This window comes from uncultured Brachyspira sp. (assembly GCF_949287625.1).
Lineage (GTDB): Bacteria > Spirochaetota > Brachyspiria > Brachyspirales > Brachyspiraceae > Brachyspira.
Window position 1 is genome coordinate 1 of sequence record NZ_CASEGO010000037.1, and the last position, 22,443, is coordinate 22,443.

General features: G+C 26.5%; 21 protein-coding genes. 19 read left to right on the forward strand and 2 right to left on the reverse strand.

The features are described from left to right. Window positions 1–725 precede the first annotated feature (725 nt). Both Q1X91_RS07390 and Q1X91_RS07395 read left to right on the forward strand, forming a co-directional pair. Window positions 726–1,499, forward strand: a complete 774-nt coding sequence (locus Q1X91_RS07390) for a sensor histidine kinase (protein ID WP_300755216.1) — start codon at window positions 726–728, stop codon at window positions 1,497–1,499. After that, complete coding sequence (locus tag Q1X91_RS07395; RefSeq protein WP_300755219.1) at window positions 1,496–2,458, forward strand: helix-turn-helix transcriptional regulator; 963 nt, start codon at window positions 1,496–1,498, stop codon at window positions 2,456–2,458. Before Q1X91_RS07390 ends, Q1X91_RS07395 begins: the two co-directional genes overlap by 4 nt. A gap of 115 nt (window positions 2,459–2,573) precedes the next feature. On the opposite strand, the gene Q1X91_RS07400 is transcribed toward Q1X91_RS07395, so the two are convergent. Further along, a complete protein-coding gene (locus tag Q1X91_RS07400; RefSeq protein WP_013113897.1) occupies window positions 2,574–2,867 on the reverse strand; it encodes a flagellar biosynthesis anti-sigma factor FlgM in 294 nt (97 codons plus the stop codon). 10 nt (window positions 2,868–2,877) lie between these two features. After that, complete coding sequence (gene rsmI, locus Q1X91_RS07405) at window positions 2,878–3,633, reverse strand: 16S rRNA (cytidine(1402)-2'-O)-methyltransferase (RefSeq protein ID WP_366945503.1); 756 nt, start codon at window positions 3,631–3,633, stop codon at window positions 2,878–2,880. Between the two features lie 1,064 nt (window positions 3,634–4,697). Between rsmI and Q1X91_RS07410 the strand changes: the two genes are divergently transcribed. The 17 genes from Q1X91_RS07410 to Q1X91_RS07490 all read left to right on the forward strand — a co-directional run. Continuing rightward, window positions 4,698–5,618, forward strand: coding sequence for a TonB C-terminal domain-containing protein (locus Q1X91_RS07410; RefSeq protein WP_300755225.1), 921 nt, complete (start codon window positions 4,698–4,700; stop codon window positions 5,616–5,618). A 45-nt stretch (window positions 5,619–5,663) separates the two neighbouring features. Then, a complete protein-coding gene (locus Q1X91_RS07415) occupies window positions 5,664–6,119 on the forward strand; it encodes a PTS sugar transporter subunit IIA (RefSeq protein ID WP_300755228.1) in 456 nt (151 codons plus the stop codon). Window positions 6,120–6,621: 502 nt separating this feature from the next. Next, on the forward strand, window positions 6,622–7,791 hold the full coding sequence (locus Q1X91_RS07420) for an iron-containing alcohol dehydrogenase (RefSeq protein WP_300755231.1): 1,170 nt from the start codon (window positions 6,622–6,624) through the stop codon (window positions 7,789–7,791). A gap of 210 nt (window positions 7,792–8,001) precedes the next feature. Beyond that, window positions 8,002–8,427, forward strand: coding sequence for a hypothetical protein (locus tag Q1X91_RS07425; RefSeq protein ID WP_300755234.1), 426 nt, complete (start codon window positions 8,002–8,004; stop codon window positions 8,425–8,427). 21 nt (window positions 8,428–8,448) lie between these two features. Further along, a complete protein-coding gene (locus Q1X91_RS07430; protein ID WP_300755237.1) occupies window positions 8,449–8,772 on the forward strand; it encodes a hypothetical protein in 324 nt (107 codons plus the stop codon). A gap of 86 nt (window positions 8,773–8,858) precedes the next feature. Next, entirely contained in the window at window positions 8,859–9,092 is a 234-nt protein-coding gene (locus Q1X91_RS07435; protein ID WP_300755240.1) for a hypothetical protein, read from the forward strand. Beyond that, window positions 9,070–9,501 carry a hypothetical protein gene (locus tag Q1X91_RS07440; RefSeq protein WP_300755242.1) on the forward strand — a complete coding sequence of 144 codons (432 nt, stop codon included), beginning with the start codon at window positions 9,070–9,072 and terminating at the stop codon, window positions 9,499–9,501. Before Q1X91_RS07435 ends, Q1X91_RS07440 begins: the two co-directional genes overlap by 23 nt. 143 nt (window positions 9,502–9,644) lie before the next feature. Then, complete coding sequence (locus tag Q1X91_RS07445; RefSeq protein ID WP_300755245.1) at window positions 9,645–10,052, forward strand: hypothetical protein; 408 nt, start codon at window positions 9,645–9,647, stop codon at window positions 10,050–10,052. 11 nt (window positions 10,053–10,063) lie between these two features. Then, window positions 10,064–11,155 carry a CFI-box-CTERM domain-containing protein gene (locus Q1X91_RS07450; protein WP_300755248.1) on the forward strand — a complete coding sequence of 364 codons (1,092 nt, stop codon included), beginning with the start codon at window positions 10,064–10,066 and terminating at the stop codon, window positions 11,153–11,155. A gap of 18 nt (window positions 11,156–11,173) precedes the next feature. Continuing rightward, on the forward strand, window positions 11,174–12,103 hold the full coding sequence (locus Q1X91_RS07455; protein ID WP_300755251.1) for a hypothetical protein: 930 nt from the start codon (window positions 11,174–11,176) through the stop codon (window positions 12,101–12,103). A gap of 2 nt (window positions 12,104–12,105) precedes the next feature. Beyond that, window positions 12,106–13,623, forward strand: a complete 1,518-nt coding sequence (locus tag Q1X91_RS07460) for an AAA family ATPase (protein ID WP_300755254.1) — start codon at window positions 12,106–12,108, stop codon at window positions 13,621–13,623. A gap of 177 nt (window positions 13,624–13,800) precedes the next feature. Next, on the forward strand, window positions 13,801–14,961 hold the full coding sequence (locus tag Q1X91_RS07465; RefSeq protein WP_300755257.1) for an iron-containing alcohol dehydrogenase: 1,161 nt from the start codon (window positions 13,801–13,803) through the stop codon (window positions 14,959–14,961). Between the two features lie 257 nt (window positions 14,962–15,218). Next, the gene (locus Q1X91_RS07470; RefSeq protein WP_300755260.1) at window positions 15,219–17,417 is read left to right on the forward strand and encodes a methyl-accepting chemotaxis protein; all 2,199 of its coding nucleotides are present in this window, start codon (window positions 15,219–15,221) and stop codon (window positions 17,415–17,417) included. Window positions 17,418–17,961: 544 nt separating this feature from the next. After that, window positions 17,962–18,846: an Rpn family recombination-promoting nuclease/putative transposase gene (locus tag Q1X91_RS07475; protein WP_300755263.1), complete on the forward strand. Its 885-nt coding sequence runs from the start codon at window positions 17,962–17,964 to the stop codon at window positions 18,844–18,846. A gap of 233 nt (window positions 18,847–19,079) precedes the next feature. Continuing rightward, complete coding sequence (locus tag Q1X91_RS07480; protein WP_300755266.1) at window positions 19,080–19,874, forward strand: hypothetical protein; 795 nt, start codon at window positions 19,080–19,082, stop codon at window positions 19,872–19,874. A gap of 8 nt (window positions 19,875–19,882) precedes the next feature. Continuing rightward, window positions 19,883–21,460 (forward strand): hypothetical protein, encoded by a 1,578-nt coding sequence (locus tag Q1X91_RS07485; RefSeq protein ID WP_300755274.1) that lies wholly within the window; start codon window positions 19,883–19,885, stop codon window positions 21,458–21,460. A 269-nt stretch (window positions 21,461–21,729) separates the two neighbouring features. After that, a partial coding sequence (locus Q1X91_RS07490) for a phage tail protein (protein ID WP_300755269.1) occupies window positions 21,730–22,443 on the forward strand: 714 nt, incomplete at its 3' end.

The following is a 22,443-nucleotide window of genomic DNA, read 5'->3' on the forward strand; positions in this document are numbered from 1 at the left end:
AACTGTATTTGTTTAGGTATATACTAAAAATTCTTAAGTTTGTCAATTTTTTTATTGTTCTTTTTCCCGCCGCAAAAAGAACCAAAAAGTGCAAGTATTTAAATTATTATCAAATAGTACTAATTACGTATTATATGTATACTAAATTAATAAATTTAGTATAGCCGCATCAATAAGAAAGTTGATAAATTGTTAATAAATAATAAAAAACTATTAACATTACTAACAAATTTATAAACAATTAAAAATTTGAATTTTACAAGTAAATTTGTTATTTTTCATTAATGATATTTTAGTTAATATAAACAAAGTTATCAACATCATATAAAGCATATTTTTTAACTTTCTTCTTATATGCAAAAAGTTATCAACATATAAACGTCTTAATAATAATAATAAATTTTTAAAAAATTTAATATATATAATATTATTATAATACTTTAAAATTATCAGGAATTCAAAATTTGAATTTATAATAAATAAAAATTATGAATTCAATTATTTAATCAATGTTGATAAGTTGTTGACAATGTTGATAAATAAAAATAAAAAATACTGTATAAATTTCAATATAAAATTCAAATAAAAAATTTATAATATGAATTTTATATATGAATTCAAAATTTGAATTCATAATTGTTAATGATGATTATCAATTAGCATTTTTAATTATTTTATGTTATAATAGTTCATAATAGATATTATGTTTATTAGCGGTGATAGTCATGAAACAAAGTTTTTATATGAATGAGAAATTAAAAGAGTTAATATCAAATTTAATTTATGATGTTCAAAACTATAATAGTGTAATATTAAAATATATAGATTTAGAAAGATGTGCTAATAATTACTGTAATGAATCAAGAAATACTATAGTAAGACAAGCCTTTTTAATAGGCAGAACTATGGACGCTCTTAATGATTTTAATAATATCAGCTCAAGTTCATTTGAACTTAGTATGAATTTTGAAAATATAAATAATCTTATTAATGAAGTTTTAAATAATGTTATTGATTTATTTAAATCAAAAAGAGTAAAGTTTACATTAAATGACGACATATTAAACAGCTGTACAGTTATGATGGATAGGGCAAGAATAAAAGGAAGTCTTTTGAATATTTTTTCTTTTATATATAATATAATAAAAATAAACAGTACTTTAAATATATCCTGCAGTTTAATTGATTATGATGATGATGAAGATTTTCTGCTTATGAATGGTGTTAATGGAATAAGCAAACATGATGAGAAGAAGTTAGAATTAAGCAAGGAATGCATAAATATATCTATAACATTTGAATGCGATAAAATACCTGAAGATGTAAAGAGAAAACTTTTTAAAACACCTTTAATATCATATAAAAATATGAATTTCAATAATCTCTATCTTTATACTGCTTATAATATTATAAAAAAACATTACGGTAATGTGTGGATAGAGTCTTTAGAAAATAAGGAAAGGATTAATATAGTTTTTCCAGCTAAGAACAAATTATGAATTATATATTGGGTTATGGACTATTACTTGCCTATTTATTTGGATTTATAATAGGCTTTTCTGCCATACTATTTTCTATTATTTACTATATAATAGAAAGGGTAGCTTGGCTTAAATATTATATAGTATTTTTATTTACATTTGCTTTTCTTCTTTTCATAAGGGCTATTAAATTACTGAGTTTTTTAACAGTTCCTTCTTTTATGTCTGGGAATATATTTAATACATTATATTTTTTCAGTTTTTCTGTTGCTATGTCTTTGATGCTTTATTTTATACCTGCATTTTTATATAGATTTTTAAATGTGAAATGGACTTTTAAAGAGAATATTATTTATATAATAGTTTCAGTAACTCATTTTGTTTTAAGCATATTAGGAATACTCACAAGATTTGATATATATATTATAAGCAGCGTAATATTTTATGTTTCTATAATAGTGATATTTGTAATAGGAGCTCTTAATTATAAAAGAATAGAAGATAAAACAATAAAGTTTATAGTTAAAATATTGGGAATTATAACTATTATAATATATCCAGTTTTGATATATCAGCTTATAGTATATAGAAGAGAAGCTGCTGACATAGGTTCTATGGATATAACTTTAGTGTTATTCTACATATGGTGGAATTTGGTTATGCTTGGATATTTGTCTTGGTATTTTATAAGTATAGTAAAAAGCAAAAATATTTTTAATAGTTCAAATACTAAATCAGATAATAATACTATAGATGAAGCAAATAAAAATACTAATATTGAAAATGTAGAAGACTCAGTAAATTTAACTAGAAGAGAAAGAGAAATATTATCATATCTTCTTGATGGTAAAACCAATAAAGAAGTATCATTAATACTAGATATATCTTTAAATACAGTTAATAATCATGTTGCTAATATATATGAGAAATCAGGAGTAAAGAATAGGGTAGAGCTTGTAAACAAATTTACAAAGTGAAGAATGGCATATTCAAATTTTATTTACTTATGATAACTAGGACTTTGAAAAAAATAGTAAGTCAATAAACTTACTATTTTTAGAAGAATTAGAGCTTCTCAAAACTATTATAAAATCAATCTAAAGGCATAGAATCTATAATAGAATTAGCAAGGGAGTTCAAAACTTCTTCTCTTAAGGCACCATCTTGCATATATAATTCAAGTCTTTTTTTAGCTTCGGCTATTTTTTCTTCTCTTACATCAGGAGCTTCTTTAATGATATTAACTAGTTTTTCATTTTGCAAAGCTATTCTAGATTCATTAGAAATTTCTATTCTGTCTGAACCCATTTTAGAAACTTTTTCATTATATTTAATATTAGATTTTTGCTGTATATTTGATGTGCCGCCTATTTTATCAATTGTCATAACTGACTCCTTACATAAGATTATTTTCGGCATTAGCTTCGCATACTTTAGATTTTCTATTATCAATAATAATGCAAAATTCACCTTTAGTTAGTATACTACCATCTGTAAAAAAATCAAGGATATTTTTAGCTTCTGCCCTTATAATTTGCTCAAATTGCTTAGTTAGTTCTCTTCCGATAACAATATCCGTTTTTTCTCCGAATATGTTAACAATATCTTCAAGGCATTCTTTAACTCTGTAAACAGACTCATATATTACTATTATAGTTTTATGATTTAAATATAAATCTTTTAACTGATTTTTTCTTTTTCCAGATTTATTGGAAAGGAAGCCTACAAATAGGGTATTTCCAGAAAGCCCAGAAACAGATAGTAGGGAAGTAAAAGCAGATATTCCTCCTACTGGAACTATTTTAATATTTTTTTCAATAGCTATTTTTATAATGCTCACACCTGGATCGCTTATACAAGGGGTACCTGCATCGCTTATGATAGCTGCTGATTTGCCTTCTAATATTTCATCAATATATTCATTAATTCTGTATTCAGAAGAATGGCTATGATAAGAGAATAATTTATTTTTTATTTTATAGAAGTTAAGCAGTTTTACAGCAACTCTTGTATCTTCAGCTAGTATAAAGTCAACGTTTCTTAATATTTTTAGAGCTCTTATAGTAATATCTTCTATATTTCCTATAGGGGTTGCTACAACATAAATAACGCCGTTTTCCGCTTCATTTTTATTATTTTCATTATTGATAATTTCTTCAACAAACTCATCATCAGTTTTTTTATTAGTATTTATTTCTTCATCATTGTATTTATTGTTTTTGATAGTGCATCTCCTATATTTTATTAATTTAATTATATATTAATTTTTTATTAATACAATATTATTGTAATTAAAAAATGTTTCATGTGAAACATTACTTTGTATATATTTTATATTAATATAGATTGATAAATTATAAGTTTTCACGTGAAACAAATTATATATTGTTATGTGTATTATAGAATAATTTTATAGTGTTTTATAAATCAATAAAATCATAACAAATTGATTAAATATACTAAATATTTTTATATTATAAATTTTAATAATTATATTTTTGACATATTAAAATTATTTTACGGCTGTATAAAATTTCTATCGTATTAAGCAGCATTATGTAAAGGTTATTAACCTATAGTTAGAAGAGAGTAAATAAAGTACGCAGATAAATGAAATGATTTATTTAGTATTATTTCTGCACTTGTACTTTTGGGAAGCAGGCGGGAAAAGTGCAAAAAAATGACAAACTTAAATATTATACTTATTTTAAAAATCAATTTGTTAATATATAGTTTTTTAATTCAATATTTTTTTAATAATAGCTTCAAAGTACGAAAAGTAACCGCTATATGCCCAAGTTCTTTTATTATAATATACGCCTGCAACTAAAGGAAGTACTGTTAGTATAATGCACAGCCTGCCTTCTATACCTAGCTCTAAGTGCCGTATTGTGAAAGAACTTATATAGACTAAATATATAATTTATAAAAATTTAATATATAATTTTGTCAATAACTTTTGAAACAAGTCTATTTTAAGTATTATATATAACACAGCTTATAATTGATAAACTATAGTTACATTTAAAAAAACTGTACTTGAAAATGATGCATTCTTAGCAATAAAATATTAAAACAATTACTAATTCAAATTATAAAAGTAACATTTTCACGTGAAACAATTTTTAATCTTTAGCAATATAATATGTTTAAATTTATTATAAAATTAATATTGTAAATTATAGCAATTAGTATAAAATTATATATATATTTATTATGAAAGAAAAACTTAAAAAATTTAAACAAAAAATAATTAAAAGAAAAGATATAATATTTTCTGTTATAGTATCCTTTATACTGCATGTGTTTATATTCAGCTTTATTAATACTTCAATAATGCAGGACGTGTTTGCATATGAGAAGGCTAAGCAAGAAGCTGAAGAAGAGGCTAAAAAGGATAATTATATGTTTTTGGTAGAAACTCCTGAAGTTGAAGAGGAAGAAAGCAAAGAAGATACACCTTTTGCATCCGATAAAACTTTGAGATCTAAAGGTCAGACTGATGTTAAACCTTCAAAGACTTTTTCAGATACTTCGGTTTTTTCATTTCTCGGAGACGGTGCTAATAGCCCTGTGGTAGAGAGAAGACCTAATCAAAACTTTAATAATAATAATACATTACAAAATCAAAACCAGAGAAAAGAATTAGGAAGAGAAACAAGCAGAGATAATATAGAAACATATAAGCCTAAAAATCCGGGTATGAAGGGAGACACTAAAATTCCAGCCTCTTTTGAAGAGGGTGCCGACAGAGCTGTTGTATTTTCAAGTGAAACTGGAAGCATACAGCTTGGAACAAAGGCTCAGGAATATTTTTGGTATTTTTATGCTTTGGTAGGTTCTATAAGAGATTCTTGGTATCTTACTATACCTAATCAGGCTCATTATTTAGGACTTATAAGAACAGATGAAGTTGAGGTTTTAATATCTATAGATGAAGAGGGTAATATATTATTTGAGAAATTTTTAAAGAAATCAGAAAACGGACAAACCAGCCTTGATAATTCCTGTTCCAAAGCAATAGAGTATGCTAAAAAATTAAAACCTCCTCCTCAGGGTTTATGGAATGATTATGCTGAAAATGGTAAAATATATATACCGTTTAAATTTATATATCAAAATTTCAGCAGAGATTAATTAATTTTTTAATTTGTTCTTTATTAGTTTATTTATGAGATTATTATGAGTTTTATTGATAAGGAAAGCATATTCTTAGAAAATGAATGTTCTTCCAAAGAGGAATTGTTTGATTTTTTATCCAAAAAGATGTTAGAGTTTGAACCAAGTTATAATGCTGAATTGATAAAAGAAGGATTATATGATAGGGAAAAAGACGGAAACACTGTTATAGCAGATATGACAGCTATGCCGCATGCAAGATTAGAATCTATTAAAAATTTTAAAATTATCCTTGTATCTCTTAAAAAATCTATAGAATATAATTCTGATGAAAATATTGATTTAGCTTATTCTATATTTGCACCTATTGATGCCAATGATGAGTTTATTGATTTATTAATGCTAGTAGCTCTTATTATACAAGATGAAGAGCTTCAAAAAACTATAAGAAATGCAAAAATAGGCGATGAAGAAAAAATATCATCTATGATAGAAGATGTTTTAAAACCATATCATTAATTTTATTTATTAAAAAATTATATTAGACTTGTTTCAAAACTCAATCTGTTAATATATAGTTTTTTTATTTAATATTTTTTTAATTATAGTTCTATCTTTATAGTCATTTACAGTTCTTTTGTAATATATTGTAGGCGGAATAAATAACTGCATTTATATAGATTAAATATATAATTTATACTATATATAAAACATCATGTTTGTAAGAATTAAATATTTTGAAACAGATATATTATTAGATGTTTATATTATCATAAAAAATTAATTTATAATTCATTCAATATTTTATACCTTATTCTATACATTTAAAATATATTTTTCTATAATAATAATATTTCTTATTATATAATAAATATTAATTGTATAATAAATTTAAAAATAATGTCGTATTATGCAAATTTTATATTAAAAAATGTATGTATTTGATGATAATATTATTGACATTGTATTTATAAATGTTATAATAGAGAATAATAAAATGATATTTTAGGAGATTAAAATAATGTCAAGATTTACTATTCCTAGAGATTTATACTATGGCGATAATGCTATGGAGGAATTAAAAAACTTACAAGGTCATAAAAAAGCAATAATTGTTACTGGAGGCTCTTCTATGAAAAGAGGAGGCTTCCTTGATAAATGCGAAAAGATATTAAAAGAAGCTGGTTTGGAAGTAAAAATTTTTGATGGTGTTGAACCAGACCCTTCTATAGAAACAGTTTATAAAGGTGCTGAGGCTATGAGAGAGTTTAAACCAGATTTGATAGTAGCTTTAGGAGGAGGTTCTGCTCTTGATGCTGCTAAAGCTATGTGGGTTTTCTATGAATATCCAGATAAAAAATTTGATGATATTAAAACTCCTTTTACTATGCCTAAACTTAGAAAGAAAGCAATATTTGCAGCTATACCTTCTACAAGCGGTACTGCTTCAGAGGTTACTGCTTTCTCAGTTATAACTGATTATTCAACAAACATTAAATATCCATTAGCAGATTTTGAGATTACTCCAGACATTGCTATACTTGATTATTCAATACCTATGACAATGCCTGAGACAGTTTCTGCTGATACTGGTATGGATGCACTTACTCACTCTATAGAGGCTTATGTTGCATCACTTAGAACTGATATAACAGATGCTTTGGCTATGAAAGCTATTTACATGATAGTACATAATATAGAAAAAGCAGTTAAAGGTGATAAAGAAGGAAGAGCAAAACTTCATGTTGCTCAATGTTTAGCTGGTATGGCTTTTTCAAATGCTCTGCTTGGTATAGTTCATAGTTTGGCTCATAAAACAGGTGCAGAATTCCACATCACACATGGAAGATGCAATGCTATACTTCTTCCTTATGTTATAGAGTACAATTCAAAAGTTTGTGCTGACAGATTTGCTGATATAGCTAGAATGCTTAAACTTTCTGGTAATACTGATACTGAACTTACAGCTTCATTAGTTAAAAAAGTAAAAGAGTTAAATGCTAAATTAGGCATTAAACAAACTTATAAAGAAAATGGAGTAACAGAAGAACACTTCAAACAAAAATGCGGCAGTATAGCTAAAAATGCTGTAACTGATCCTTGTACTGGTTCTAATCCAAGAGAAACAGATGAAGCTAATATGAAAAAGGTATTAGAAGCAGCTTATTATGGAAACGATGTTAACTTTTAATTAATATATTCTAATCATAGTTTTCCCCAAGTATTATTTATATAATGCTTGGGGTTTTTATTTATAAATAAATACTTTTTTGCATATAAATGTACTTTAATTCCTTGACAATTTCATTAATATAGGTATACTATAATTTGTATATACTTATATTTTTTATATTTGTATATATGTTTTTTGCCGATTATTACTGTAATAGGATATCTTTTTATGAAGAAAAGAGGCGAGGTAAACATAGATATAGCAAATTATCTTTATAGCAATTCAAAAGATATATTAACAAATTCAAATAATAATAACTTGAATTCAGATAATATAAAGCATATCATAATTGGAAGATGGTATTATGGTTTATATTTAATAGCAAAAAATTATTTGATAGAAAATAATGTATGCACTGATGATATAAATAATTTTCATCACAAATCTAATGAAAATGCTCATATTTATAGCATATGGCATAGAATAGGTATGAAATTAAAAAATTATAATGATATAATACAGGGAGAAGAACTTGCTAGATTACGTGAATATTATGAATATTCAGGTATCTTATGTCAGCAAATAGATTTTGATAATGCTGAAAGAATATTTAATGAAATTTATGAAATTTTTAGAGATTTTGATTTATTATAATTTATTATTAGGAAAACAAATATGATGAAAAGTTATGATGCTATATTTTTTTATATAAAAAGATTAAAAGAAAATAATATAAAAGATTTTAAAATAATAGATAAAAAAGATTATTATGTGATTTATATCTTTATTAAAAGAGATTCGAAAATAAGAAAGATAATTAATGAAATTTCTTATGAAGTACATAGTAAATTTAATATATATAAAACAATTCAATGCCAATACTTTTATGATTGGTTTATAAATATTAGTAGTTTTGAAAATGATATTATAAAAAACTCATATATTGATTTAACTTCGCAATTTTTAAATAATTTCTATAGTAAAAAAAAAATTCTATAATAGAATATACAAATAAATTACTTACAAATTTCAAAATAAATAATATCTATAATAATTATAAATATGCTGATAGTACAGCTTTATTTTTGGGAGGTTCTATTGCTTCTCTTGCGGGTGTTGTTCCATTCCTAAATAATTTATATTTTTGGGGTCATTTTCAATCAAGCAAATATTATTATTCATATAATCAAATAACAGCATTATATAGAAATTATAAGTTGAAATTAAAAATAGAATACAGCTGTAAAGCTAAAATAAATAAAATAAATATTGATTATAATATTAAAGAGGTAAACAATGAAAATATTTCCATACAATGAAAAATCAGAAATAGAATTAAAATCTTTAAAACTTATGGAATTAAATTTTTATCAAGGTAATGATCCAATAATAATGGACAGTGTAGATATGGATTTATCTTTAGAAGCTTCATATTTATTAAAAAAAGAGGAAAATACATTACAATTTAATTTATCTATAGCATTAAGACTGCATCAAAGTGTAGACATTGATAAAATTATAGATATAGGAGTAATTCAATCAAAAATTTCTGGTATATTTATTTACGATGGTAAAGTAAATGAAGAAATATTTCCTAGTTTGGCTTCTATATTATATTCATATTTAAGACCAATAGTTGCTCAAATTTCTGTTATGGCTAAACTTCCGCCTATAGATTTGCCTATTTTGGATTTGAGTAAAATAAAAGCGGATAAAATCAAAGAATAATATTTATTTTATTTGTGTGATAAATTTCCCAAGTATTATTATATAATGCTTGGGTTTTTTTATTTTAAAATACATTAATAACTTGAGTTTTGACATTTTTTAATATATACTTAAATATAATAATCATTACAAAGGAATTTTTTATGTCAGAAAAAATAAATACTGAAGAGTTTCAAAAAATTATGGCTGATATACTAGAGGGCTATGAGAAATTAGAAAATAAACAAAATTTGGACACTTATTTACAGGAGAAACTAAAAGAGTATGAAGTGGGAGAAAGTGAAGAAGAGAGAAAATCTATAATATCTAAGTTTGGTACTACATTAAAAGGCATTGCAGATAAATTCAAAAGCCTTATTAATTTTAAGAAAAAAGGAAAATCAAATACCCAATGGCTTTATCAGGATTTAGAAAAAAGTATGGAAGGCTTGGAAGAGAGGGATAAATCTATAATAATGGAAAGCATAGATAAATCTCTTAAACAAGAAAGAGACAATCATAAAAAAGTAATAAAAGAAGCTATTGAGAATAATAAGAAAGAAAATAAATGAAGGAGAATATTATGAGTGAAAATTCTAAAAGATATGATTTTACAAATGATTATGAAAGAGAAATTTTATTTAATGATATTAATGAAAATATAAGATACAATACAGCAGACACAATATTTGAATTTCCAAGAGGTTATAAAGAGGGAAGAGAAGCTAATAAAGATTATAGAGAAATTGAATCTGTAAGAAAATACATAAATTCTGATTTTGATGATGAAGAAGATATACGCATGAAAGAATTATTCAGTGCTGCAACATATATAGCTGCTAAAAAGGGATATTTAGGAGAAGATTATGAAAATAAGTCAGTTGAGGAAATAGCTCATATGGTTGATTCATCGCTAACTAATGCAAAAGTAGCATATAAGACAGCAAACGGAGATATGAGAAAAGAAGATGCAATAGAACATTCAATAAATAGAACAACATCAAGAGTGGCATCAGCAACAGAACAAAAAATTAGAGAAACTACAGAAAGTAAGGGAAGATCAATAGGCGAGAGTGTGGGAAATGCTGTTGGAGGATTTATAGGTAAAGTTATAGGTGCACCTTTGGGACCAGTTGGAGCTATTGCAGGCGGATTTTTAGGCGGATTAGCAGGAGGTTTTGTAGGTGATGTTGCTTCTGAAATAATTTCTACAGGTGTTGAGATAGTAAGTGATATAGCTTCTGGGGTTAGTGATTTTGTATCTGATACTGTTGGAGCAGTAGGAGATTTTATTTCTGATGGGGTTGATGCAGTATGTGATTTTGCTTCTGATGTGTTTGATACTGTTACAGGAGGATGCTATATTACAACTGCAGTATGCTGTAAGGATAATAAAGGAGATGATTGTTATGAACTTACTATGTTTAGAGATTTCAGAGATAATTGGTTAATGTATCAAAAAGATGGAAATGCATTGATAGAAAGATATTATAAGATAGCTCCTCAAATAGTAAAAAATATTGATTTAGAAAATAACAGTAATTTTATATATGATGAAATTAATAATAAATATTTAAAAAACTGTTTGAAGATGATAGAAAATAAAGAGTATGAAGAATGTAAAAAATTATATATAGAAATGGTTGAGAGTTTAGAAAAGAAATATTTAAATTAAAATTAAGGAGTTTCTTAAATGTTGAAAAGAATTAAATTTAATCTTTTACTTGGAAACAAGTACTGTAAAAATCTTGAAGATGTAAAAAATAATTTTAATATTCATGACATATTAGATTATTTTGATAAGGGTATTTTAGAGAAATGGCTTACAGCACAGAATTTAAATGATGTTAATGAAAAGGTATCAGCTATTGATAAGAATGCAGATATTTATAAAAAAGTTAATAGCCTAATGGAAATATTTTATGAAGATGAAGATGAAAACACTATAAAAGAGATGTCAAAAGAAGCTACATATATAATAGAGTTTGAGAATAAGAGAAAGGACGATTTAGAGGTTTTCAGCAAAAATGATTTTAAGGAAAAAGAAGTAGTTAATAATTATTTTAAAAACTATGAGGATATAATTAATTTTATAATAGAAAAAAAAGAGGATTATGAATTTATAAAATCATCTATAAAAAATATTAGCGATAATTTTATGAATGTATTTAAATATGATTATTACAATTTATTTTTAAAACTCCATAAAGAAGATAATTATTTTTCTATTCTTTCAATATTATCAAATAAGAAAACCAGAGACTATTTTATAGAAGATGAAGATATCATGAAAAGTCTAAATGAAATGTTTTCACATACATATGGTACTGCTAATGCTATAAAATTTAGATTTGGTTTGTATAAATCAAAATTAGAAGATAATCATTATTTAACTAATAAACTAAAAATTTATTCTCAAAATACTAAAAGACATTTCTCTACAGTTGTTGAAGATAAAAAATGCTTAATACTTCATATAGACAGTGGATGTAATGTTACTAGTTTCAAAGATAAAAGTGAAGAATACGGCTATGAAGATATTAATAATAAATTTTTGATATTAGATGGTATTACTTATATGGGTACAAGCGAATCTGCCCAATTAGTATATATGGAGATATAATTATGGAATATAATGATATAAAAGAAAAATTAGCTTCGTATATATATGCTTTAAGACCAATAATTTATATTAATCATTTTGACTTTGAAAAGATTGATAAAATTATATTTGATGTTTCAAATGGTTATGAAGTTTATGAATGGGTAAATAATAATCTTACTTATAAATGGATAAAAGATGAGGAGGAAGATAGAATAATCAAATGCCCTCAGGAAACTTCTACTGATATAAAATCTTTTTTGAAGACCAATCAGGATACAGACAGAGAACGTTTTATAATCTTAAAAAATATTAATTATTATTTAAGAGACCCTCAAATTTTATCATGGCTTACAGATATAGCTCATAAAAACATGAAAGATAATGATTATAATGTTACTATATTTATAATTTCTTCTTCTCTTTATATACCCAATGAAATAGAAAAATACACTACTATTCTTGATATACCTTATCCTAAAGATAATGATATTTCAAAGATACTAGATGAGTATATAGAAAATTATAATCTTACCCTTGAAAAAGAAGTGAGAGATGAGATAACAGCTTCATTAAGGGGATTAAGCGAATTTGAAATTAAGCAGATATTAAATTTAGCCTATCAGCAAAAGGGTTTTATATCTTTAGAAGACCAAAGTTTGATATTAAAAGAAAAAGAACAGACAATAAAAAAATCTGGAATTATAGAGATAGTAAATTATAAAGGCGGACTTGATAATATAGGCGGACTTGATAATTTAAAAGATTATATTAGAGATAAGGCTCATATATTCCAAGGTTTAGGAAAGGCTATGAAGTTTGGCGTGGATATTCCAAAGGGTATTTTACTTGTTGGTTTACCTGGATGCGGAAAGTCTTTAGCTTCTAAATCAATAGCCAATATTTTTAAAACTCCTCTTTTAAGGCTTGATATTGGTAAGTTAATGGGTAAGTATGTTGGAGAGAGTGAGGAGAATTTAAGAAAGGCAATAAAGATAGCTGAGGCAGTTACTCCTTGTGTTTTATGGATTGATGAAATTGAAAAGGCTTTTGCTGGTATTGGCGGAACAGGCGGGGCAAGCGATATTACTACTAGGCTTTTGGGATATATACTTACTTGGCTTCAGGAAAAAAAATCTGCTGTTTATGTGGTTGCTACTTCAAATGATATTACTAAACTTCCAGCTGAGTTTTTCAGAAAAGGAAGATTTGATGAACTATTTAGAATAGAGCTTCCTAATGCCAAAGAAAGAAAAGAGATTTTTGAGCTTCATCTAAAGAAAAGAAATCAGGATATTTCCAAATTAGATATTATTAGTCTTCTTGATAAAACAGAAGGTTATTCTGGTGCTGATATTGAATCTATTATTCAGCATGCTATAGAGAAATGTTTTATTGAAGACTGCAAAAAAATGGAGACTAAAGATTTAGAAGAGGCTATGAAAGATTTTAAATGCATATCTGTAACTTTCAAAGAAAAACTAGAAGATATGAAAAATAATTTAGATAAATACGATATGAAGTATGCTTCCAAAAAATAATTTATAATGATAATTTATTAAGAGGCTTGAATTCTTTATAGAGATTTAGGAATAAAGATTTTGAGCCTTTTATTTTAAAATATGTAAATAATTTCATATTGTATATTTGATTTAAATTTTAGAGCGTTGTATAATAGTAAACATAATAATTTTTGTATTAATTTAAGGGGTAGTAATATGAATTTTAATTTTTATATGCCTAGCAGGGTAATATTTGGAAGCGGTTCTTTATCAAAACTTCATCAGCAAAAATTACCTGGTAAAAAAGCATTGATAGTAACAGGCGGAACTTCTATAAAAAAATACGGCTATCTAAAAAGATTAGAAGAAGAATTAGATAAAGCAAATGTTAATCATGTTTTATTTGATAAAATACTTCCTAATCCTATAAAAGACCATGTTATGGAAGGAGCTTCTTTAGCAAAAAAAGAAAATTGTGATTTTGTTATAGGAATAGGCGGCGGAAGCAGTATAGACTCTTCAAAATCTATAGCTATAATGGCTGCAAATGACGGTGATTATTGGGATTATATATTCGGAGGTACTGGTAAAGGAAAAGCAATACCTAATGATCCGCTTCCAGTAGTAGCTATAACTACAACTGCAGGTACTGGAACAGAAGCTGATCCTTGGACTGTTATCACAAATGGAAATGAAAAAATAGGTTTTGGTTATGATAAAAGTTATCCTTATCTTTCTATAGTAGATCCAGAACTTATGAAAACAGTGCCTCCAAAACTTACAGCATATCAAGGTTTCGATGCATTATTCCACAGTACAGAAGGATATCTTAATAAAATGGCTAGTGAAATGAGCGATTTATTTGCATTGAAAGCTATAGAGCTTATAGGTAAAAGTTTGGCTAATGCTGTTAAAGATGGAAACAATATGCAGGCTAGGGAAGATGTTGCAATGGCTAATACTTTATCTGGAATAGTTGAAAGTGTATCAAGCTGTACAGTAGAACACTCAATTGAACATGCTATGAGTGCTTATTATCCTAAACTTGAACATGGTGCAGGACTTATCATTATAAGCAAAGAATATTATACATCTATAGCTAATGCTAAAGTACGCGATGAAAAAATGGTAAATATGGCTAGAGCTTTGGGCAAAAAAGATGCAAGTAAACCAATGGATTTCGTGGATGCATTAGTTGATTTACAAAAAGCATGCGGAGTGGATAATTTGAAACTTTCAGATTATGATATGAAAAAAGAAGATTTACCTACTATAGCTAAAAACGCTAGATTTGCTATGGGGGGATTATTTGAATGCGATCCTCATAATTTCACAGATGATGAAGTATTAAGTATATTAGAAAAATCATATAAATAATATATCATTTTTCCGATACAATATTAAAAGCTATAGTATATATTTTGCTATAGCTTTTATTTTATTGGAACTTTTTGGTATAAATATACGTCTAATGGGTATATTTAAAATATTTTTTTATAAAAATAAATTGAAATATTGAAAAAAATTGTTAAATTATATGATTTCTATATCAAAAATTTTAATTAATTGTTACTATTAATATAATAACATTTATTTGAAAATAAATTTCTATTTTTGGAGAAGAGTTATAATATATGAAGAAAATAAATAGTTTAGCATTTAGAATGCCTTTTGTTATATGTGTAATAGTAGTTGTAATAATAATAGTCATGCTGATATCTTCGATAAGGATAGCTAGTTCTGGTATCAGTTCTAGTAAATTGGGGGGATTCAACAGCACTATAGCAGGATATGCTTCTGTTTTAGATACTTGGTTTGGGCTTGAAAGTTCTTTAATAAACACATATGCTGTAACTCCTGTAATTATGAGATATTTGGAAGGTAATGAGGCTACACCAGAAGAATTACTTTTAAGTACAATAAAGAATTTTAAGAATAACAATTTATATATAATCAATATGGGTGTTGCTGATATGAACGGAAATATAGTTTCGGATTCTGTATCATCTTCGCTAGTAGGAAGAAATTTGAGCAGTTATATTCCAGATACTTGGTCTAAAGTTTCATCAGGAAATAATGAAATTATATATGGGGATAAATTAATACACTCTGATATAACAGGTAAATGGGCTATGCCTGCTGTTAAACTTGTTAAAGGAAGTAATAATCAAAATGCTGGATATATATATGTATTATTAGACTGGGCTGTACTTCATCAAACTCATTTTTCTAATATAGATTTAGGTAAAACAGGAGGACTTTTTATAACAAGTGAAGACCTCTATAATATAATGGACTCCAAATATGAAAATATAGCAGCTATGCAGATAAATCCTATATACAAACAAGCATTTAGCGGTGCTGGAAGCGGTATAATTAGTTATGATGTAAACGGTGAGCAAAGAACTGCAGCATATTACAAGATGAAAAGCAGACCTTGGATTATTGCTCTTGCTATGATGGATTATGAAATATATGCACAAAATGCTAAGTTGATAATTGCAAGTATTATAATAGGAATTATATCTATTATAGTAGTTGCTGTATTTGTAAGCATATTTATATCTACTATTACTAAGCCTCTTGAGATAGTTGTAGAAGAAGCTGAAGAGATAGAGAGAGGCGATTTAAGTAATATCAAGCAGCGTATAAAACCTAGAAAAGATGAGATAGGTGCTTTATCGAGATCTTTTTTAAGTATGCGTAAAAAACTTGCCGAAACAATTACTGAAGTTAATACAGCTTCAAACAATATAGTAAAAGCAGCTCAGGAATTGGCACAGGGAAATGCGGATCTTTCAAGAAGAACAGAATCACAGGCGGCAAGCCTAGAGGAAACAGCTTCATCTATGGAGGAGATGGCCTCTACAATAAAATCTTCTACCGATCATGCTGTTGCTGGTAATGATATGATGGTTACTTCTAAAGAGGCTGTAGAAAGTGCTGGAAAAATTATTGCAGAAACTACTCTTAACATAGAAGAAGTTTATGAGGCAAGTGAAAAAATAAGAAACATTACTAAAATAATAGAAGATATAGCATTTCAGACAAATATACTTGCATTAAATGCGGCAGTAGAAGCAGCACGTGCAGGAGATCAGGGTAAAGGTTTTGCTGTTGTAGCAAGCGAGGTAAGAAACTTAGCTCAGACTACTCAGTCATCTGTTAAAGATATTACTGCATTAGTTGACAACACTAATGAAAAGATTAATAAAGCTACAGAAACAGCACGTCAGTCTCAGGATATATTTATGGATATTCAAGAGAAGATAGACAATACGGCTAAGATAATGCAGGATATTAGTGCTACTGCTATGGAGCAGCAGGTTGGTGTGGATCAGGTTAATAAAGCTGTTGCTGAAATGGATACTGTTACTCAGCATAATGCTTCTTTGGTACAGGAAAGTACATATACTTCAGAATCACTGCTTGAACAGGCACATGCTCTTAAAGATACTGTCAGCTTCTTTAAATTAATTGCGGCTGATTTAGCAAAAGAGAAATCGGTAAAAACTGTTAAAACAGGAAATACAGAAACTAAAAAAGAAAAATTTGATGATAGTGTTAAACCTGTTAAAAATTCAGATACTATAGAATCAAAAAAAGATATAAAAAAATCAGAAGTAAAAAAAGAAGCCTCTAAAAAAGAAGAGATAAAAAAACAAAAAGCTGATACTTCTAAAAGTGAATTGAAAGTACCGCCTTCTGTAGCAAGAGCAAGAGAGCTTGAAAATAAGAGTATTAACTCTCCTACAGTTAGAAATGATGAATTTGGTGTTACTTATTCTTCTGCTTCAAATGAGATGACAGATGACGGTTTTGCTTCCTTCTAATTGATTAAAATAATTGCGTTGAAAATATTGTAAATAAAAAAAACGCTTGGGTGGGCAGCCGGAATAACAGTTAAAGTAAAGACAGAAAAATAAGCTATAAATAACAAATAGTATTAAAAAATTTAGAGGGTGGGAATGAGAAGAATTTTAAAACTTTACTTTAATCCCGCCCTTTCAGATTTAAAAGCTTTATTTTTTTAATATGTTTTTATTAAATCTATAAGTCTATATTTCTTCAAGTGCACCCTCCCAAAGTGTTATTTAAATTTTTAATTCACTCCACGCACGCAGAACCAATTTTTTAAAATATGGATTAATTTATAATTACAATTTTTATGTTTTATAAGAATCGATTTAACGTGCGTTGAAGAGTACTATAAATTTAAAAAAATCTTGGGTGGTCAGCCAGAATAACAATGAAAGCTAAAAAATAAAAATCATTCATAAATAACATAATAACGCTTAAAAATTTAAAGGGTGGGAGTGAGAATAAATTTAAAAATTATACTTTGACTTTTATAAAGTATTTAATTATAATATATTTATGGAAAAGAAATTTAATACTAAACAAATAAAATATTTTAATCCTTTGAATGATTATTTTATAAGATATCTATTTACTGATAAGGGAAGCAGTGAGACTATACTTTTGGATTTTATCAATTCTACAATGATTAATGCTAATATGAAAACTTTCCGCTCTTTGGAAATACTTACACCATTTAATTTAAAGAAGAATAGAAATCTAAAAGAGACTATAGTTGATGTAAAATGTATTACACAGAATGGTTCAGTTGTTATAATAGAGATACAATTACAAGGCAATTCAAGATTTCCAGAACGCATACTTTATTATTGGGCAGCTAATTACAGCAAATTATTAAAACATGGCGAGAGATATGATGAACTTACTCCAGTAATAAGTATTAATCTTCTTAATTTTAATTTAGATAAAACAAAAAATATACATTCCTGTTATATGCTTTATGAGATGAATAATAAAAAACTTCTCACAGACCATCTTCAAATACATATAATAGAATTAAAAAAGTTCAGGAAAAATGTATTATCTAAAGATTTAAATTATTGGTTAAAAATATTTACAAGTAAAAATTTGGAGGCATCTATGTCTGAAATAGTAAAAGAAAAACCTATAATGGAAGAAGTGCAGAAAAAATATAATAATTTTGTAAAAAGCAGATTAATGATGATGGAATATGAGAAAAAAGAAGCTTATTTATACGGTAATCAAATAATGCTTGATGAGGAGAGAAGATTAGGAAAAGAAGAAGGTATAAAAGAGGGTAAAGAAGAAGGTATAAAAGAAGAAAAAATTTCATTAGCAAAAAATATGAAAAATAAAAATATGGATATAAATCTTATCAGCGAATTAACAGGTTTAGGCATAGAAGAAATAGAAAAACTATGATAAAAAACTTTATTTTAATTCCCGCCATTTTAGATTTTAAAGATTTATTTTTTATATAGACTTTAATTTAAATCTATAGGTCTATATTTCTTCAAGTGCGCCCGCCCAAAGCTTGATTTAAATTTTGCACTTTTTTATACTTAATTATAATCATAGAAATTCTTACTTATAATAACTTATATTTTTTATTAATAATATATGATATAAGTATATTATTTTAGGAGTTTTTATTTATGTCTTTTAATTTCCAGTTAATTGTGAGAGATAAGTATTCAGAAGATATTTTTGATATTATAAGCGAAGCCCAAAGTATAAAAGCTGATGATATAAAAACGGATTATAAAACATCAGACGGAAACAGAGCTTATTCTATAAAAACAGGTATAGGCAATATTTCAAGCGGCAGAAGTTTTAATGTAAGCATACCCATTTATGAATATAAAAATGATTTAGGTACTTGGGTTAAAATAGAGGATCAATATGCTAAATATACAAGTATGATACTATCAAGCAATATTAAAAGATATTTTATAAGAACCATTTTTGAAGATGAGATTTATGAAGCAGAATATATTATTAAATCTGTAGGCGGATATAATATTACTTATATAAATAATTTGGGAGTAGTTGATATAGCACTTGAGGCATTGGATAAAGTATTTTTAAGACAAAAAGAAGAAGAGTATGAGATTTCCGTTACAGAAGATAATAAACAGGATATTAATTATAAATCATTAAGTTTAGTTCCAGTGCCTTTATGTTTTAATTTAGAGTTTATAGTGGTTGGAGGAGTTTTAGAGTTTTTATTTGCTAATAGGGATAATTTTGGAATACAGTGCTATGCAGAATTGAGAAACGGAGTTTATAATATAGACTTTGACGGAGAGAGACTAAATATAAACGGCGTTTCCTATGATTATAAAGGTATTCAGCCTGAACTCAATGTCGGAAATAATATATTTTATTTGGAAAGTAATCAGACATGCATTAAAGCGTTAGTAAGATATAAGAGAGGTATTTTAATATAATGAGAAAAATGCCTTATCATTTTTTAAGAAATAAAATATATAAACTTCCTCCTAGTCCTTATGTCAGTTTTGAAGAGTTCGGCAATTATATAAAGATTAATGATAATATATATGCTGAAAATGCTTATAATAGTTACTTAAGCTATGAGTTTACAGTAAATAAAAGAGGAGGCGATACAAGCAAAGTAAGTTTTAGTATGCCTTTAAATTATTTTAATATTAATGATAAAGTAGAATATTATCTTAATGGAAAAAAAAGATTTGCAGGATATATTGAAAGTATAGATAATGCAGGGCTTAATTTGAGTATTATTCCTATATGGGGAAAACTTCTTCATCAGTATATACAGGGCGATTTGATATTAGAGTCTACTAAAGGAGCATTGGATATAGTTTTATCATTAAGAGAAAAGATTGAAGAGATGGGTATAATATTTGATGAAAAAAATATTACCATTAATAATGATAAAGAAATAACAATGTCTTTCAGCGGAAAAAATATTTCGGATATACTTGATGAGGTTGAAGAGAGTATGTCAGAAACTTGGTGCTGGGGTGTAGATTTTGACGGGTATTTTTATTTTAAAGAGTTTTCTGATATACCAAGCAGAAAATTAAATTGGCATAATAATGATTTTTCAGATAGTGATTATGAAGAGGATTCTGCTGATTTGGTAAGCCGTTATATTATAAAGATGAAAGATACTATTACAGATGATGAGGGAATTGAAAAAGAAGTATACAGAACTCTTCCAAAAATAGTAGGTGCTGATGAACTTTATCCTGCTATACCTTTAGAAAAAGAAATAGGTATAAAGACGGATATATTTGAGATAGAATACAAATTAGAAAATTATGATTTAGCTTATGAGTTTGCCTATAAGTTTTTAACTAGTCAGTCAAAAAAAGAGACTGTAAAAATAAAAGGACTAAACAGTAAAAATAATGATTTGAGTATTAATGAATGCGTAGAGTGCATATTAAAGCCTACTAATAACTTTTATCAGATTATAGATTTTAATGATTTTACAGTAGCAGAAAGCAGATTAAATGAAGTTTATTCATCGGATATAATAGATATTGATGAGAGCATAGAATACAGAAAATATCCTAATTATAAACAGCAGCAGTCAGTAACACTTACAGATATAGACAGATACTATAAAGAGATTTGCAATCAAAGTTATAATATCACAAAGATAGTAATATTTTTTTCAAACGGAATTGAAGGAGAAGAGAATAAAGATATTTCAGCCATATTTCAAATAGAAGATAAAAATCATTTTCAAAGGAAATATTTTCAAAATGGTTTTGGGGTATTTGATGTAAGAGGCTATGATAAAAGAGATATAATAATAACTTCAGAGAGGGGTAATATACTTTATGAAAAGTTTATTTGCTTTTTTGATGCCGCTTCAAGAATTACAGATATGAATATACGTACTATAGATTATAAATTTGAAAATAATGCTCTTAATATAGATTTGGAATTATCAAAGATGAATATAAAACTCACAAATTATTTATATAATCAGGAAGAGAAAAGAAAGAATCTTGAAAAACTTTTAAGCTATAGCGATTATTAAATTAATATACTTGTTTCAAAACTAATTTTATTTATTAATTGTTGGAGTATACTGCATTGCCGCACACATACGTTTGCTATAGGCAATTCACCTGCTCGATGATAACTCATACAAAGTATGCCTTCGGCAAAATACTGCATACATATAAAACATTGTTTTGTAATTGATAAAAATTTTTATATATAATCTTATCAAGTACTTTTTAAACAAGTCTAATATTACGTCAGCAATTTTAAATGAATAAGTATTAATAATAGGAGTAAATATTTATGGTGTCAAGCACTAAAGGAACTATATTAAATTATTTCGGACTTTCAAATACATACAATCCTTTTACAGATGAAAACTCTCTATATACAGCAGAAAATCTATATTTTGAAATACCTAATGATGAGCCTTTTGAAAATGCAGGATATGCGGCAGTATCAACAGGGCTTTTGACTAATTCTCTGGCATTTCTTAATGACTGTACATTTGAGATATATGATGATAATAAAAAAATAGCTGATTTAGTAAATGTAATAGGAGAGATAGGAAATGATAAATATATGCCTCAGGAGGGGCAGATATTTTGGTTTAATAAAGATTCTATGAGAGGTACTTATTTTTTAAATAGCACTTATAAAGGAAAAAAGCTAAAGATAGTAAGAGGGCGTTTTATAACTACTTCAATAACTTCAGGTGTTCTTAATGATATTTTTGAAAGGACAGTTGGTGTTCCTTCTTACATAGAGGAGATTAATAGTATGATAGACAGTATAAAAAATAATTCTGCTTTTATAATAAAAGAAGTTGTAACAAAAACAGGAACTGGTACTCAGGAGTGGGCACTAGATTGGAGAGATGATTTAGAGTATTTGCAGGTATCAGGATATATAGGAGCTAGTAATTATACAGGTGAGTTCGGACTTTATAATAATTTTAGTAATGATAAAGCACCATTTATAGGCTGGTTATCAAAAAATTATTATGGAGGTACGTTT

Coding starts and splice junctions, on each gene's coding strand:
- Q1X91_RS07390 (WP_300755216.1), top strand. CDS start 726: ATGAAACAAAGTTTTTATATGAATGAGAAATTAAAAGAGTTAATATCA.
- Q1X91_RS07395 (WP_300755219.1), top strand. CDS start 1,496: ATGAATTATATATTGGGTTATGGACTATTACTTGCCTATTTATTTGGA.
- Q1X91_RS07400 (WP_013113897.1), bottom strand. CDS start 2,867: ATGACAATTGATAAAATAGGCGGCACATCAAATATACAGCAAAAATCT.
- Q1X91_RS07410 (WP_300755225.1), top strand. CDS start 4,698: ATGAAAGAAAAACTTAAAAAATTTAAACAAAAAATAATTAAAAGAAAA.
- Q1X91_RS07415 (WP_300755228.1), top strand. CDS start 5,664: ATGAGTTTTATTGATAAGGAAAGCATATTCTTAGAAAATGAATGTTCT.
- Q1X91_RS07420 (WP_300755231.1), top strand. CDS start 6,622: ATGTCAAGATTTACTATTCCTAGAGATTTATACTATGGCGATAATGCT.
- Q1X91_RS07425 (WP_300755234.1), top strand. CDS start 8,002: ATGAAGAAAAGAGGCGAGGTAAACATAGATATAGCAAATTATCTTTAT.
- Q1X91_RS07430 (WP_300755237.1), top strand. CDS start 8,449: ATGATGAAAAGTTATGATGCTATATTTTTTTATATAAAAAGATTAAAA.
- Q1X91_RS07440 (WP_300755242.1), top strand. CDS start 9,070: ATGAAAATATTTCCATACAATGAAAAATCAGAAATAGAATTAAAATCT.
- Q1X91_RS07445 (WP_300755245.1), top strand. CDS start 9,645: ATGTCAGAAAAAATAAATACTGAAGAGTTTCAAAAAATTATGGCTGAT.
- Q1X91_RS07450 (WP_300755248.1), top strand. CDS start 10,064: ATGAGTGAAAATTCTAAAAGATATGATTTTACAAATGATTATGAAAGA.
- Q1X91_RS07455 (WP_300755251.1), top strand. CDS start 11,174: ATGTTGAAAAGAATTAAATTTAATCTTTTACTTGGAAACAAGTACTGT.
- Q1X91_RS07460 (WP_300755254.1), top strand. CDS start 12,106: ATGGAATATAATGATATAAAAGAAAAATTAGCTTCGTATATATATGCT.
- Q1X91_RS07465 (WP_300755257.1), top strand. CDS start 13,801: ATGAATTTTAATTTTTATATGCCTAGCAGGGTAATATTTGGAAGCGGT.
- Q1X91_RS07470 (WP_300755260.1), top strand. CDS start 15,219: ATGAAGAAAATAAATAGTTTAGCATTTAGAATGCCTTTTGTTATATGT.
- Q1X91_RS07475 (WP_300755263.1), top strand. CDS start 17,962: ATGGAAAAGAAATTTAATACTAAACAAATAAAATATTTTAATCCTTTG.
- Q1X91_RS07480 (WP_300755266.1), top strand. CDS start 19,080: ATGTCTTTTAATTTCCAGTTAATTGTGAGAGATAAGTATTCAGAAGAT.
- Q1X91_RS07485 (WP_300755274.1), top strand. CDS start 19,883: ATGCCTTATCATTTTTTAAGAAATAAAATATATAAACTTCCTCCTAGT.